We start from the raw sequence: 12683 nt of genomic DNA, 5'->3' as shown, positions 1-12683 counted from the left end.
CTGTTGACAGCTCTCCCTTTTTTGCCAAGTTCACTCTTGGCAAGGATCGGGATGCTCCGTAAAAGAAAGCATGACCCAAAAGCCTGCTTCCCTGAAAAACAAAGCTCCTGCCCGCGCCTGGCAACGCATGTTGTCCGGTCGGCGTCTTGATCTGCTTGATCCTTCCCCTGTTGATATCGAGATCGAGGACATTGCCCTCGGACTTTCACGGGTTGCGCGATGGAATGGTCAGACCACCGGAGCCTGGGGCTACACCGTTGCCGATCACTCCCTGCTGGTGGAGCGTCTTTTCAGGGGCTTTCGGCCCGGCGCTTCTGCGCAGGACTGCCTGATTGTGCTTCTTCATGATGCACCGGAGTATGTTGTCGGCGATCTGATCACGCCGTTCAAGTCCGCTGTGGGCGGGGATTACAAGTCTCTCGAAGAGCGCCTGATCCAGGCGGTGCATCTGCGTTTTGGTTTGCCTGCAACGATCAGCAAAAGCCTGAAAGCGGATACCAAGCGTGCGGACAGAATGGCTGCCTTTCTGGAGGCAACCCAGCTTGCGGGTTTTTCTGAAGCCGAAGCGCGAAAGATACTGGGCGCTCCACCCCGTGGCATGATTTTCGAGGAACTGGAGGCCTTGCCTCCTCAAAAGGCCGGGGAGGCCTTCCTGGCGCGCTTTGCAGAGCTGAATGCGGCTGTTCAGGCGGGGCTGCAGCAGAAACAGAGCCCAAAAAGAAAGCGCGGATCGTAAAATCCGCGCTTTCTTTTGGTTGGGTGACAGAGCGTGTCAGCCTTCTTCGTGTGGCAGTCCGGAAACAGACTGAACGTAGTTCTGGATGCCGATTTGCTTGATCAGGCCGAGCTGGGTTTCGATGTAATCGACGTGTTCTTCTTCACCAGCCAGAATTTCGACAAAGAGATCGCGGCTGACAAAGTCTTTCACGGAGTTACAGTATTCCGCAGCTTCGCGATAAAGCTCACAGGCCTCGATTTCGGCTGCGAGATCACACTCGAGGATTTCCTGAACATCTTCACCGATTTTCAGTTTGTTCAGATCCTGCAGATTTGGCAGACCTTCAAGCAGAAGAATGCGATCGATGAACTTTTCGGCGTGCTCCATCTCTTCGATGGATTCCTTGTACTCGTGCTTGCCGAGCGCTTCCACACCCCAGTCCTTCAGGAGCTTCGCATGCAGGAAGTACTGGTTGATCGCAGTCAGTTCATGCGTCAGACCCTTGTTCAGAAACTCGATAACCTTCTTGTCGCCCTTCATGATCATTTCTCCTGACGTAATGACTGACCACTGTTTGCTGTAGTCAGCCCTGGCTAATTAAGGTGACGTTTTCTTCATGTTGCAGTCTGAGATTGTGTCTCAGTGGCATCAAAAAGTAAATTTTAAATGCCGTAGTCTGCACATGAATGCCTTTTTAGAATCTTTCTAAACAGGATGATGGGACGAAATGGGGAAAAGTTCAAGCTTTTTTTAAATCCCTGTTTGTGTCGTTTTCTGGATTTTTATGGTCTCAATTTGAATTCTATGGTGTTTTGCTGTAGATTTTTACGTGGAAGGGCCTTCAGGGCCTCGCCAATTTCAATCTGCAAGAGTCTTTTGCTTGCAGGTGGTCAGATCTTAATTAGGTTCCCCCCCAACTAAAGGGGATTCCTTGAGGCAAAAACTGTCAGGGTTTTTGCCTCATTTTTTGTCTGGTGTTTTTTTCGGGGCGGCAGCAGGATGGGCTTGCGAAGCTGATGCGTGCTATGGCCAGGCGGCTTCCGGCGGCATGGACATCAGGATGGCCTCGACGTTTCCGCCTGTTTTCAGGCCAAACATGGTGCCGCGATCATACAGAAGATTGAACTCGGCATAGCGTCCACGCCGGAAAAGCTGGTGTTTGCGTTCCTCGTCGGTCCAACTTTTCTGCATGCTCTTGCGAACGAGCTGCGGGTAAACCTCCAGAAAGGCCTTGCCGACATCCTGTGTGAAGGCGAAATCTGATTCCCAGTTCCCCGTGTTGAGGTAGTCATAGAAAATGCCGCCAACGCCTCTGGCCTCACCGCGGTGGGGGATGAAAAAGTATTCGTCACACCAGTCCCTGAAGGTCGGATAATAGTCGGGATTGTGTGCATCACAGGCTTTTTTGAAGGCTGCATGAAACTGCTGTGTGTCTTCCTCGACCGGGAACATGGGGTTGAGATCGCCCCCTCCGCCGAACCAGCTGCGTGTTGTGATGATGTGGCGGGTGTTCATATGCACCGCCGGAACCAGGGGCGAGCGCATATGGGCTACAAGCGAAATACCGCTGGCCCAGAAACGGGGATCTTCCTCTGCACCGGGAATGCGCTTGGCAAAGTCTTCCGGGAAGGTACCCATAACTGTCGAGATGTTCACGCCGACCTTTTCAAAGACACGCCCGCGCATGATGGACATTTCTCCGCCGCCTCCGGAGCTTCCGTCCGCCTGTGGTTCGCGATCCCATTTCCTGCGTTCAAAACGTCCGGCTTCCGGGGTGCCAAGACTTTCAAGCAGCTCCCCGGACAGCTCGTCTTCCAGCGTTTCAAAGGCCGCACAGATCTGGTTTCGCAGATCCCTGAACCATCCTGTTGCCCGTTCCCTGGCATTCTCCGGAGCGTTGTGTTCCGGGAAGTCCCTGTTGGGGGCCTGGCGTTCGTAGCTGCTGCCTTTTTGAGAAGAGCTCATGAAAGTGAATCCTGATGCAATAGAGTCCTGAACCGAGGCTTCAAGGTTTAAGGGAAGAGTCCGGCTTTGGGAAGGATGAGGTTTGTCGCAAGGCTTCTCCGAGTACCATGGCGGCTGAAATTGCAATGTTCAGCGAACGGACACCCCCGGCCATCGGGACGATGATGCGCGCATCGGCAGCGTCGTGAACTTCCCGGGGGGCACCGCACGATTCCTGCCCGAGCAGCAGAATGTCATCCGGCTGAAAGGTAAAGTCGCTGTAGGCTGTCGTTGCCTTTGTGGTCAGAAGGACAAGGCGGGGTGTCAGGGAGAGCGCTTTGCGTTGCTGCTCGAAACTTTGCCAGGAGCTGTGGCGTTTCATGGCAGCCAGATCAATGTAGTCCATGCCCGCGCGTTTCAGTCTGCGATCATCCAGAATGAAGCCGCATGGCTCTATAATATCCAGACCAATTCCCATACAGGCACTCAGGCGCAGGAGTGTTCCGGTGTTCTGGGGAATGTCGGGTTGATAGAGGGCCAGACGCATGAAAACGAGCCTTTTGCGGGAGTAACAAGGTTTTTTTACAGGGTTCCAAAAGTCTGTTAGTGTACTGACATTTGTATTTCAAGGGACAGGAGGGGAAATAAAAAGATTTTCGGCATAAATCTTTGCCTTTCATTTACAAATCCACTATAGCCTTGCTGGATTAATGAATCGTTTTCCTTCCGGACTGCGACAGTTTGGCAGATTGGGAGGACTACAATACGAGCAAAAATTGTTGTAAGCAGTGTGCTCGAAGTGCTGTGTGGAAGTTTCGGCTCTGCTGTGGTTTTTTCGCAGAACTTAAAGAATATCGTTGAGAGATGAACATAGGGAATACGAAGAATGGCAGATGGCGCGACACCTGTGAATTCTGCTGATGGAGAAAATCGGCGTGAGTTCCTCTATCTTGCCGCTGGAGCGATTACTGCAGTTGGGGCCGCAGGCGTAGCCTGGCCTTTCATCAACTCGCTGAATCCTTCTGCTGATGTCCTGGCGCTGGCTTCGACCGAAGTCGATTTGAGCCAGATCGAGGTGGGACAGAGTGTGACAGTGACATGGCGGGGTAAACCGGTCTTTATCCGTCACCGTACAGAAGACGAAATCAAGCAGGCTGAAGGCGACGATGGCGCCGGTCTGGTTGACCCTCAATCGGATGAAAGCCGTGTGATCAAGCCCGAGTGGCTTGTCGTAGTTGGTGTCTGTACGCACCTCGGCTGTGTTCCGCTGGGGCAGAAGACCGGAGAATCCCGCGGGGATTACGGCGGATGGTTCTGTCCATGCCACGGCTCTCACTACGATACTTCCGGACGTATCCGTAAAGGTCCTGCGCCACTGAACCTGCTTGTGCCCGAGTACGAGTTCCTCAACGACACCAATGTCAAGATTGGATAAACGGAGAGAGACATGAGCACATTTAAGCCGAAAAACCCGGTTGCAGCCTGGATTGATCACCGTCTGCCGATCTTCACATTTCTGAACCATGAAATGAATGAATACCCGACGCCAAAGAACCTGAACTATTTCTGGAACTTTGGTTCTCTGGCGGGTGTTGCACTGGTAACCATGATCGTTACCGGTATCCTGCTGGCCATGCAGTACACTCCGCACGTGGATTACGCCTTTTCTTCTGTCGAGCGTATCATGCGTGATGTGAACTCCGGCTGGCTGATCCGTTACGTCCACATGAACATGGCCTCCTTCTTCTTTATTGTGGTTTACATCCACATGCTGCGCGGCCTGTATTACGGTTCCTACAAGGAGCCTCGCGAACTGCTGTGGCAGCTGGGTGTCCTGATCTTCCTGCTGATGATGGCAACGGCCTTCATGGGCTACGTTCTGCCCTGGGGCCAGATGTCCTTCTGGGGTGCGACTGTGATCACCAACCTGTTCTCTGCCCTGCCGATTGTCGGCGAGCCGATTGTGACCTGGCTCTGGGGTGGTTTCTCTGTTGACAATCCGACACTGAACCGCTTCTTTGCGCTGCACTATCTGCTGCCGTTCATCATTGCTGCGGTGGTTGTTCTCCACATCGTCGCCCTGCACCGTTTCGGTTCCAACAACCCGGTTGGTATCGACATGAAAGGGCCACAGGACAGCATTCCGTTCCACCCGTACTACACACTGAAGGATGCCTTCGGTCTGGGTGTGTTCTTCATGGCCTTTGCCGTGTTCCTGTTCTGGGCGCCGAACTACATGGGCCACCCTGACAACTACATCCCGGCTGATCCGCTTTCCACACCGGCGCACATCGTTCCGGAATGGTACTTCCTGCCATTCTATGCGATCCTGCGTGCGATCCCTGACAAGCTGGGTGGCGTGATTGCGATGTTTGGTGCGATTGCCATTCTCTTCGTGCTGCCATGGCTGGATCGTTCAAAGGTGCGTTCTGCGAACTACCGTCCGCTCTATCGCTTCTTCTTCTGGATTTTCGCCATCAATGGCATTTTCCTCGGCTGGCTTGGTGGCCAACCGGCGGAAGAGCCTTATGTGACAATGTCCCAGATTGCGACAGCGTACTACTTCTTCCACTTCCTGATTCTTCTGCCATTCATCCTGCCCAGGATCGAGAAGACAAAGCCGCTTCCGGCTTCGATCAGTGAAGCTGTGATGGGTGGTGGCAATGCAGGTCAACCTGCACAGGCAATGGAGAAAGCAGAATGAAGAAAGTAATTGCTGGTCTTTTTGCGGCGGCTCTCTCTTTTGCCGCTCCGCAGACTGCGACTGCCGCAGGCAGTGCAATCGAACTGCCAAGCTACGAATGGAGCTTCGAGGGCGTTTTCGGCTCTTATGACAAAGCCTCCCTGCAGCGTGGTTTCCAGGTTTATCAGGGTGTCTGTGCATCCTGTCACTCGCTGGATTACATCAGCTTCCGCAACCTCGCGGATCTGGGTTTTTCCGAAGATGAAATCAAGGCGATTGCTGTTGATTACACCGTTCAGGACGGCCCGAATGATGATGGCGAGATGTTTGACCGTGCCGGTCTGCCATCAGACGCTTTCCCGGCTCCTTTCTCCAATGCGAAAGAAGCGGCTGCGTCAAACGGCGGCAAGGCTCCACCTGATCTTTCCCTGATGGCGAAAGCGCGTGTTGGTGGCCCGAACTACATCAAGGCCCTTCTGGTTGGTTACGAGGAAGCTCCAAGCGGTTTCGACGTGGGGCAGGGGAACTACAACAAGTACTTCCCGGGTCACGTGATTGCCATGGCCAACCCGCTGTTTGACGATGCTGTCGAGTATGCTGATGGTACACCTGCGACTGTCGAGCAAATGGCTGGTGATGTGTCCAACTTCCTGATGTGGACGGCTGAGCCGAAGCTTGAAGACCGCAAGGGTACAGGTGTGTTCGTGATGATCTTCCTGATCTTCTTCACGCTGATCATGTACGCTGCGAAGCGCAAGGCTTGGGCTGACGTCCACTAGGACGATCACATCGGTACTGGATCTCGGAAACTGAACCCGGGAAACACGGGTTCTCCTCCAGTCAGGAATGAAAAAGGCCGTCACTCTTCGGGTGGCGGCCTTTTTCGTGTCTCCTGCGGAAGATATGGGGAAGAACCTGCGAGGGCAATGTCTCAGGCGCGATCGATCCGGCAGTGGAAGCAGTTGTTGCTGGCGGAACGGATATGGATAAAGGCGACAGCATCGTTGCTGAAGAGTTCTCGGGCGTAGTCGTGAATCTCTTCCCTGGGAGTGACTTTTCCGGTGCCGTAAATGATCCGCTCATCAGCACTATAACCCCGGAGAATATAATTCGGACTGTCTATAATCTCCGGTAATAGTTCTGTCTCTGCAGCGCGTTCACAGCTTTCTGCATGCAGAAAGATCGGTCCTGTTTCGGCATAGGGCTGCAGTTGCGTGAAAGGGCGCCAGGCCAGGGCGAGATAGTCCTCGCCTTCTGCCACCATCTTCATACAGTGGCGGCAGGGAACTCCGTTCCCGTTCGAGGTGAAGCGATCGGGCTGTTGTCCGTAGGCGTCGCTTCCGCCCTGCTGGACCTTGAGAACGTCATGTGTCGGGAGTGCTGTAAAACGGATTTGCATCATGTGCCCCTGAAGTTTGTTGGTAACAGGGACAGCATGGTGCAAGGGGTTTTGATGCAAACTCCGTTTCTTGCTCTACCGGCTTTCCATGATCGTGATGACCACAGTTTCCTCCTCCAGGGCCTCATAGCTGTGGGGCTGATCGGCAGGGAAACTGTAATAGTCGCCTGCCTCCAGTTCGACCTGTCCGCTTTGCGGACCGGCTTTCAGCCTTCCTTTCTGGACCAGCAGGTGTTCCACAGTTCCTGTCTGATGAGGATCGGAGCGAAGTACAGCATTCTTTTGCATGGTCTGGATATAGAGGTCCCAACGTCCGGCGGGAGGGCTTGAGGCCAGAAGCGCAGCCATCATCCGGGTGTCGCCGGAATAGATGGCCCGGGCTTCTCCGGCGCGGACCAGTCTGGTTTGCCGGGCAGGCTGCTCAAACAGTCTGCTGACCGGAATGTCCAGGGCATTGGCGAGCGCCCAGAGTGTTTCGATACTCGGGTTGCCGTTTCCTGATTCCAGTTGGGACAGGGTTGATTTTGCTATTCCTGCGTTGTGAGCCAGTTGGGAAAGGGACAATCCGGCCTTGCTGCGTTCCGCGCCCAGATTGCGTGCGATGGTCTCGTTTGGTGTCATGGTTTCCAAGATTTGTTCTTTATAAAAAACGAATGTTCGTTTTGACAGATTGTCTGTCATGTGTTCATTATAGAAAACAGTCGTTCTTTACAGAAGGAAAAACGGAAGAAACCATGAGTGACGTTCCGGGAAAGAGAATGCCGTTTCGGGAGTTTCAGGCGGGATTGATCGAGATTTGGCCGCTCGGTCTGGGAGTGCTGGTTTATGGCTTTGCCTTTGGAGTCCTGACCGTTCAGGCTGACATGACCCTGTTGCAAACCGGCATGATGGGCGCGTTTGTTTTTGCAGGCGCGTCCCAGATTGTTGCTGTCGAACGGCTTGTCACAGACGGGGCCGTGCTGTCCGGGATTGTGGCGGGTTCTGTCCTCAATCTGAGGTTTCTTCTGCTGACAGCTTCCCTGTGCTCTGAACTGGGAGGGCGTCCCTTCTGGCAGATTGCGCTGGGTGTGCATATGACCGGGGATGAAAGCTGGGCGCTGATGCTGTCCAGAAAGAACCAGGGACAGGCTGTCGGTTACTGGTATCTGGTCGGGGGCGGTTGCAATCTTATGCTGTGCTGGCTGGCCTCGACAATGGCAGGAAACTCCTTTTCCAGCTTCATTGCTGACCCGATGGCCTGGGGGCTGGATTTTGCCTTTACGGCTGTTTTTATTGCTCTTCTGCGAACCTTCTGGAAGGGCCGTGCTGTGAGCCTGAGGCCATGGATGGTTTCTGTCGCAGTGGTGATGGGCCTGCAGTGGCTGGGACTGGAGTCCTCATGGACCCTGATGGCAGGAGGCGTCGCCGGTGCTGCCGTGGCTGGTTGCCATGTCTGAAATCGGGTTTCTTGTTCTGGGGCTGGCCCTTTCGACCTTTGCCATCCGCTATGCCGGTTATGCGCTGGGCGCAGCGATCCCGCAAAGCGGCTACTGGGCCAGAGTCATGGGGGCCTTGCCCGGATGTCTGATTGTCTCCCTGCTTGCCCTTTTGATTTCGCAGGGGGACCGAACGGTATGGCTTGCATCCCTTCTGATCGCGCTGTTTGCGACGCGCGTGCAGAATCTGGCTCTGGTCATGCTGACAGGAATGGGGCTGATAGCCCTGCTTCGGCACCTTGTCCCTCAGGTCTTGTAAGAAGGAGGTCTCAGAGTGACGCCCAGAGGCTGAGAAGGGTGAAACTCATCCAGAACCCTGCTCCGAGATAAAGCTGGAGAGCTCTTTTGATGTCTCTGGCATTCAGGAGCGGTGTGCCGTTGCCCATGTAGGGATCGTCGACCGTATAGCCGGGGTATTTGCGCGGACCGGCCAGAGCAAAATCAAGTGCTCCGGCAACGGCGGCTTCCTGCCATCCGGCATTCGGTGATCTGTGTTTGCCGGCATCCCGCAGCATGGTTCCCAGAGCCTTGCCTGCAGAGGCAGAAGGGACCAGCAGGGCACCCAGAACATAAAAGAGACCGGCAATGCGGGCCGGTACAAGGTTGGCCAGATCGTCAATCCGTGCGGCGACCTTGCCGAAGGCTTCGTAGCGATCGTTGCGATGTCCGATCATGGAGTCGAGGGTATTGATGGCCTTGTAGGCACAAAGGCCGGGGAGACCGAGAAGGACAAACCAGAAAAGGGGGGCGACAACACCATCGGAATAGTTTTCGGCCATGCTTTCAATGGCGGCACGTGAAACGCCGGCCTCATCAAGGCTTTCCGGATCCCGGCCCACCAGATGGCTGATGGCAATCCGTCCCTCTGGCAGTCCCTTGCCAAGCTCCGTTGCAACAAAGAGAACAGCCTTGCCAAGGCCGCGATAGGCCAGCAGGGAAGACGCAATAAGGGCTTCCGGTATCAGCGCGAGCCATTGCGCTTCTCCGGATGCCAGATGAAGCACGGCTGTCAGGCCGTATCCGATCCCGGCTGCCAGGGCGATCACAAGGAGACTCCACAGGCCACCGAGGACGATCCGGGTCAAGCGTCCCGCGTTTTCACTGTTCAGGCGCTTTTCCCCCAGGGAAATGAGATTGCCGATCAGAACAACCGGGTGGGGGATATGTCTGTAAAGCCAGTCGGGATCACCCAGCAGGGCATCCAGGGCCAGAGCCAGCAGGACAGTGAGCAGAACCAGAGATGGTGTTGTGAAAAAAAGATCGGATATCAGCATGATCGGGAAGATGGACGCTGCCGTAACAGTCGTCAAGCTCTGGTTTGGAGAAGGAAAGCCCCCGGTTTGCCTTGAGAACAGGAGGCTTCGCGTTGAAGGCGCAAACAGACGTTTTTTCTGTGGTCACTGTGGTCCGGTGCTGCTATGACCGCTTTCAGGGTCACAAGAGCCGTTCTGATATACTCATATTCAAAGAGATGAGCCCATGGCAGAAGTGGATGTGATGGTCTGTGGTCATGGCAACCGTGATGAACGCAGAGGCCAGTCATGTTCAGGGGCTTGATGACCACCATCACCACCCTGTGCCCATGCGGATCATCTGCAGGGGCCGGTTGCACTGAAGGATTGAACGCCGAGTGTCTGACAGACTCCGGTCTTTGCAATCTTCCCATGGCTGCTTTTCTGTGGCATGGCTAGTTTATTGAATGCTGAGGCTCGAACAGCTTGTTCGGGCCTCTTTGATGATCATGAAAGGCAACAGTCCTTGCAGTACGATTACATTCGTGAGCCTCAGGCCATCTATGATGAATCCTTTCGCCAGATCCGGGCAGAGACCCCTGCGCTTGCGGGGATGCCGGAGGATGTTACCGATCTGGCTGTGCGCATCGTCCATGCCTGCGGAGAGCCAAAGGTCGCTGAAGATCTGGGCTGGAGCGATGACATTGTCAGAAAGGGGCGGGCTGCGCTGGTCGATGGTGCGCCCGTTATCGTGGATTGCCGTATGGCCGGTGACGGTATCATTGCAAGCCGCCTGCCTGCGGATAACACTGTTCTCTGTCCCCTGACGGATGAGCGGACCTATGCGATTGCAAAGGAAATCGGCAACACGCGTTCTGCTGCGGCTGTCGAACTCTGGAAGCCGGATCTGGAAGGTGCTGTCGTTGTGATTGGCAATGCGCCAACAGCCCTGTTCCGTCTGCTCGAAATCCTGCATGAGGGGGCACCGAAACCTGCTGCAATTCTTGGTTTCCCGGTCGGCTTTGTCGGAGCTGCAGAGTCAAAGGAAGCCCTGATTGAAGCAGCGCATTTCGGGATTCCCTACATGACCCTGCGTGGTCGCCGTGGCGGCAGTGCCATTGCAGCGGCTGCCCTCAACGCTCTGGCCAAAAACAACCAGTAACGACGATTGGATTGTGACATGACAGATCAGCAGACTTCCGGACAATGGCTCAGAATTGTCGGTTTTGGAGAGGACGGCTGGTCTGGCTTGAGTGATGCAGCCCGTACGCTTGTCAGCAGTGCTGATGTGCTGGTCGCCGGGGAGCGCCATTTCCGGATACTGGATGAAAGTCCGGAGCAGGCAGGGTTCGCCCCTGTGGATCAGGAACGGATTGTCTGGGAGAGCCCTTTTGGCGCCATGCTGGATCGTGTCGAGTCCCTGAAGGACCGGTTTGCGAGTGTTTGTGTACTGGCAACCGGAGACCCCATGTGTTTCGGGGTCGGAGCCAGCCTGTCGCGTCGTGTCCCGGCAGAGGAAATCCTGCTGGTTCCCGGACAGTCGGCTTTTTCCCTGATGGCGGCGCGGTTGTGCTGGCCGCTGATGGAATGCGAGCTGCTGACCATTCACGGGCGGGCCGTTGAACAGTTGCACCAGAAGCTGGTGGACGGGGCGAGACTGCTTTTGCTGTCTGCTGACGAGAAAAGTCCTGCTGCTGTTGCAGAAATCCTCAGGGCACGCGGCTTTGGGCAAAGCCGGATGACCGTGTTCGAGCACATGGGTGGTGATGATGAAAGGCGTCTGGACGGAACGGCAGAAGACTGGCCACATGAGCCAGGTGCTTCCTTCAACGCCATCGCTGTTGGCTGTGTTGCAGATGAGGATGCGCTGAGCTTCTCACTGGCTCCGGGATTGCCGGATGATGCCTTTGTTCACGACGGTAAAATGACCAAGCGGATCGTTCGGGCCGCGACGCTGGCCATGCTGCAGCCCATGCCGGGACAGCTCCTGTGGGATCTGGGTGCAGGCAGTGGTTCCATTGCAATTGAGTGGATGCGTGCAGCCCCCAGAACAAAGGCTGTCGCTGTTGAACGGGAAGACAGTCGTCTGGCCATGATAGGCGAGAATGCGATCCGTTTGGGGACCCCGGATTTGCAGATCGTCAAAGGTTCTCTCCCGTCCGTTCTGGATGAATTGACCGCGCTGGAAAAGATTGCCAGCCCCGATGCAATCTTCATCGGTGGTGGCGCGACTGCAGACGGTCTTGTCGAACGCTGCTGGGAACTTTTGAAGCCGGGAGGTCGCCTTGTGGCAAACGCTGTAACGCTGGAAGGCGAGGCGAAAGTCATGGAATGGCACAAGACCTACGGTGGTGAACTGAACAGGATTGCGGTCAATCAGGCTTCCCCGGTTGGTCCCTTTTATGGCTGGCGTCCCGCGATGCCTGTCACACAGTATGTGGTGAATAAAAAAAGATGACAAAATCAGACAGTGTTGCCCGGGACCTGCAAAAGGGACGTGGCAAACTTTTCGGTGTCGGGATTGGTCCGGGAGATCCGGAACTGGTCACCCTCAAAACGCTTCGCCTGATCCGCTCGGCGGATGTGCTGGCTTATCCGCAGCCTGACAATGGTCCCAGTCTGGCGCGTGCCATCGTGGCTGAACACATTCCGGACAAGGGGCCGAACGGTCCTCTGGAAGAGTATCCGATTGTCATTCCCATGGTGACAGCACGCTTCCCGGCACAGGATGTCTATGACACGGCTGCCGAAGAGCTGGCTGAAAAGCTGAGGGAAGGCAAAACAGTTGTTGTCCTCTGTGAAGGGGACCCCTTTTTCTACGGGTCCTTCATGTATCTCTACGGGCGCATGCAGGGTGATTTCGACGTTGAAGTTGTGCCGGGGGTCTCTTCCATAATGGCATCGGCTGCGATCACCGGAGCGCCACTGGCTGCGCGCAATGATGTGCTGACTGTCATCCCCGGCCCGGTCGGGGAGGAAACGATGAGGGCGCGCCTGTCCTCTGCCGAGGCGGCTGTCATTATCAAGGTTGGTCGCCATTTTGGCAAAATCCGCTCCGTCCTTTCCGAGATGGGGCTGATGGAGTGCTCGCGCTATATCGAGCGGGCCACGATGGACAACCAGCGTATTCTCCCTCTTTCGGAGGTCGACGAAGGCGCGGCACCCTATTTTTCCATGATTCTGGTTCACAAACGCGGCGACGCCTGGTCGCTGGATGCAGCGAAAGGCTGAT

Annotated in this window: 15 protein-coding genes; 9 read left to right on the top strand and 6 right to left on the bottom strand. The window is 55.3% G+C overall.

Going from position 1 to position 12683, the window contains the following annotated elements:
* Positions 1–70 precede the first annotated feature (70 nt).
* A complete protein-coding gene (locus tag AAAH10_RS00540) occupies positions 71–736 on the top strand; it encodes an HD domain-containing protein (RefSeq protein ID WP_343559426.1) in 666 nt (221 codons plus the stop codon).
* Between the two features lie 36 nt (positions 737–772).
* On the opposite strand, the gene bfr is transcribed toward AAAH10_RS00540, so the two are convergent.
* From bfr to AAAH10_RS00525, 3 genes are all read right to left on the bottom strand, one after another.
* The gene (gene bfr / locus AAAH10_RS00535) at positions 773–1258 is read right to left on the bottom strand and encodes a bacterioferritin (RefSeq protein ID WP_343559423.1); all 486 of its coding nucleotides are present in this window, start codon (positions 1256–1258) and stop codon (positions 773–775) included.
* A 483-nt stretch (positions 1259–1741) separates the two neighbouring features.
* Positions 1742–2683, bottom strand: coding sequence for an oxygen-dependent coproporphyrinogen oxidase (gene hemF / locus AAAH10_RS00530; protein WP_343559421.1), 942 nt, complete (start codon positions 2681–2683; stop codon positions 1742–1744).
* A gap of 40 nt (positions 2684–2723) precedes the next feature.
* Positions 2724–3209, bottom strand: a complete 486-nt coding sequence (locus AAAH10_RS00525; RefSeq protein WP_343559419.1) for a tRNA (cytidine(34)-2'-O)-methyltransferase — start codon at positions 3207–3209, stop codon at positions 2724–2726.
* Between the two features lie 339 nt (positions 3210–3548).
* On the opposite strand from AAAH10_RS00525, the gene petA reads away from it, so the two are divergent.
* From petA to AAAH10_RS00510, 3 genes are read left to right on the top strand one after another with little or no spacing between them, the layout of a single operon-like run.
* The gene (gene petA / locus AAAH10_RS00520; RefSeq protein ID WP_343559417.1) at positions 3549–4097 is read left to right on the top strand and encodes a ubiquinol-cytochrome c reductase iron-sulfur subunit; all 549 of its coding nucleotides are present in this window, start codon (positions 3549–3551) and stop codon (positions 4095–4097) included.
* Between the two features lie 12 nt (positions 4098–4109).
* The gene (locus AAAH10_RS00515) at positions 4110–5366 is read left to right on the top strand and encodes a cytochrome b (RefSeq protein ID WP_343559414.1); all 1257 of its coding nucleotides are present in this window, start codon (positions 4110–4112) and stop codon (positions 5364–5366) included.
* Positions 5363–6124 carry a cytochrome c1 gene (locus AAAH10_RS00510; RefSeq protein ID WP_343559411.1) on the top strand — a complete coding sequence of 254 codons (762 nt, stop codon included), beginning with the start codon at positions 5363–5365 and terminating at the stop codon, positions 6122–6124. Before AAAH10_RS00515 ends, AAAH10_RS00510 begins: the two co-directional genes overlap by 4 nt.
* Before the next feature lie 152 nt (positions 6125–6276).
* Here AAAH10_RS00510 and AAAH10_RS00505 read toward each other — a convergent pair whose 3' ends face one another.
* Together AAAH10_RS00505 and AAAH10_RS00500 are read right to left on the bottom strand one after the other, a co-directional pair.
* Positions 6277–6744, bottom strand: a complete 468-nt coding sequence (locus tag AAAH10_RS00505; protein WP_343559408.1) for a DUF1203 domain-containing protein — start codon at positions 6742–6744, stop codon at positions 6277–6279.
* Between the two features lie 75 nt (positions 6745–6819).
* Positions 6820–7365 (bottom strand): helix-turn-helix domain-containing protein, encoded by a 546-nt coding sequence (locus AAAH10_RS00500; protein ID WP_343561299.1) that lies wholly within the window; start codon positions 7363–7365, stop codon positions 6820–6822.
* A gap of 113 nt (positions 7366–7478) precedes the next feature.
* On the opposite strand from AAAH10_RS00500, the gene AAAH10_RS00495 reads away from it, so the two are divergent.
* Together AAAH10_RS00495 and AAAH10_RS00490 are read left to right on the top strand one after the other, a co-directional pair.
* The gene (locus tag AAAH10_RS00495; RefSeq protein WP_343559405.1) at positions 7479–8180 is read left to right on the top strand and encodes an AzlC family ABC transporter permease; all 702 of its coding nucleotides are present in this window, start codon (positions 7479–7481) and stop codon (positions 8178–8180) included.
* The gene (locus AAAH10_RS00490) at positions 8152–8478 is read left to right on the top strand and encodes an AzlD family protein (RefSeq protein WP_343559402.1); all 327 of its coding nucleotides are present in this window, start codon (positions 8152–8154) and stop codon (positions 8476–8478) included. Before AAAH10_RS00495 ends, AAAH10_RS00490 begins: the two co-directional genes overlap by 29 nt.
* 10 nt (positions 8479–8488) lie before the next feature.
* Here the strand turns inward: AAAH10_RS00490 and cbiB are convergent, their stop codons facing one another.
* Complete coding sequence (gene cbiB, locus AAAH10_RS00485; protein WP_343559399.1) at positions 8489–9529, bottom strand: adenosylcobinamide-phosphate synthase CbiB; 1041 nt, start codon at positions 9527–9529, stop codon at positions 8489–8491.
* Positions 9530–9977: 448 nt separating this feature from the next.
* Between cbiB and AAAH10_RS00480 the strand changes: the two genes are divergently transcribed.
* From AAAH10_RS00480 to cobI, 3 genes are read left to right on the top strand one after another with little or no spacing between them, the layout of a single operon-like run.
* Positions 9978–10613 (top strand): precorrin-8X methylmutase, encoded by a 636-nt coding sequence (locus AAAH10_RS00480; RefSeq protein WP_343559397.1) that lies wholly within the window; start codon positions 9978–9980, stop codon positions 10611–10613.
* Positions 10614–10631: 18 nt separating this feature from the next.
* Positions 10632–11909, top strand: coding sequence for a precorrin-6y C5,15-methyltransferase (decarboxylating) subunit CbiE (cbiE, locus tag AAAH10_RS00475; protein WP_343559395.1), 1278 nt, complete (start codon positions 10632–10634; stop codon positions 11907–11909).
* Complete coding sequence (cobI, locus tag AAAH10_RS00470) at positions 11906–12682, top strand: precorrin-2 C(20)-methyltransferase (RefSeq protein ID WP_343559393.1); 777 nt, start codon at positions 11906–11908, stop codon at positions 12680–12682. The genes cbiE and cobI overlap by 4 nt, the downstream gene beginning before the upstream one ends.
* The last annotated feature ends 1 nt before the right edge of the window (position 12683 follow it).

Source organism: Carbonatibacter coralli, assembly GCF_039592655.1.
Lineage (GTDB): Bacteria > Pseudomonadota > Alphaproteobacteria > Kiloniellales > Kiloniellaceae > Carbonatibacter > Carbonatibacter coralli.
The sequence above is the reverse complement of the archived record's forward strand: the minus strand, read 5'-3'. Positions and strand labels throughout refer to the sequence as shown.

Bases quoted from the DNA above. Each gene is read 5' to 3' on its own strand.
- AAAH10_RS00540 (WP_343559426.1), top strand. From the start codon at position 71: ATGACCCAAAAGCCTGCTTCCCTGAAAAACAAAGCTCCTGCCCGCGCC.
- bfr (WP_343559423.1), bottom strand. From the start codon at position 1,258: ATGAAGGGCGACAAGAAGGTTATCGAGTTTCTGAACAAGGGTCTGACG.
- hemF (WP_343559421.1), bottom strand. From the start codon at position 2,683: ATGAGCTCTTCTCAAAAAGGCAGCAGCTACGAACGCCAGGCCCCCAAC.
- AAAH10_RS00525 (WP_343559419.1), bottom strand. From the start codon at position 3,209: ATGCGTCTGGCCCTCTATCAACCCGACATTCCCCAGAACACCGGAACA.
- petA (WP_343559417.1), top strand. From the start codon at position 3,549: ATGGCAGATGGCGCGACACCTGTGAATTCTGCTGATGGAGAAAATCGG.
- AAAH10_RS00515 (WP_343559414.1), top strand. From the start codon at position 4,110: ATGAGCACATTTAAGCCGAAAAACCCGGTTGCAGCCTGGATTGATCAC.
- AAAH10_RS00510 (WP_343559411.1), top strand. From the start codon at position 5,363: ATGAAGAAAGTAATTGCTGGTCTTTTTGCGGCGGCTCTCTCTTTTGCC.
- AAAH10_RS00505 (WP_343559408.1), bottom strand. From the start codon at position 6,744: ATGCAAATCCGTTTTACAGCACTCCCGACACATGACGTTCTCAAGGTC.
- AAAH10_RS00500 (WP_343561299.1), bottom strand. From the start codon at position 7,365: ATGACACCAAACGAGACCATCGCACGCAATCTGGGCGCGGAACGCAGC.
- AAAH10_RS00495 (WP_343559405.1), top strand. From the start codon at position 7,479: ATGAGTGACGTTCCGGGAAAGAGAATGCCGTTTCGGGAGTTTCAGGCG.
- cbiE (WP_343559395.1), top strand. From the start codon at position 10,632: ATGACAGATCAGCAGACTTCCGGACAATGGCTCAGAATTGTCGGTTTT.
- cobI (WP_343559393.1), top strand. From the start codon at position 11,906: ATGACAAAATCAGACAGTGTTGCCCGGGACCTGCAAAAGGGACGTGGC.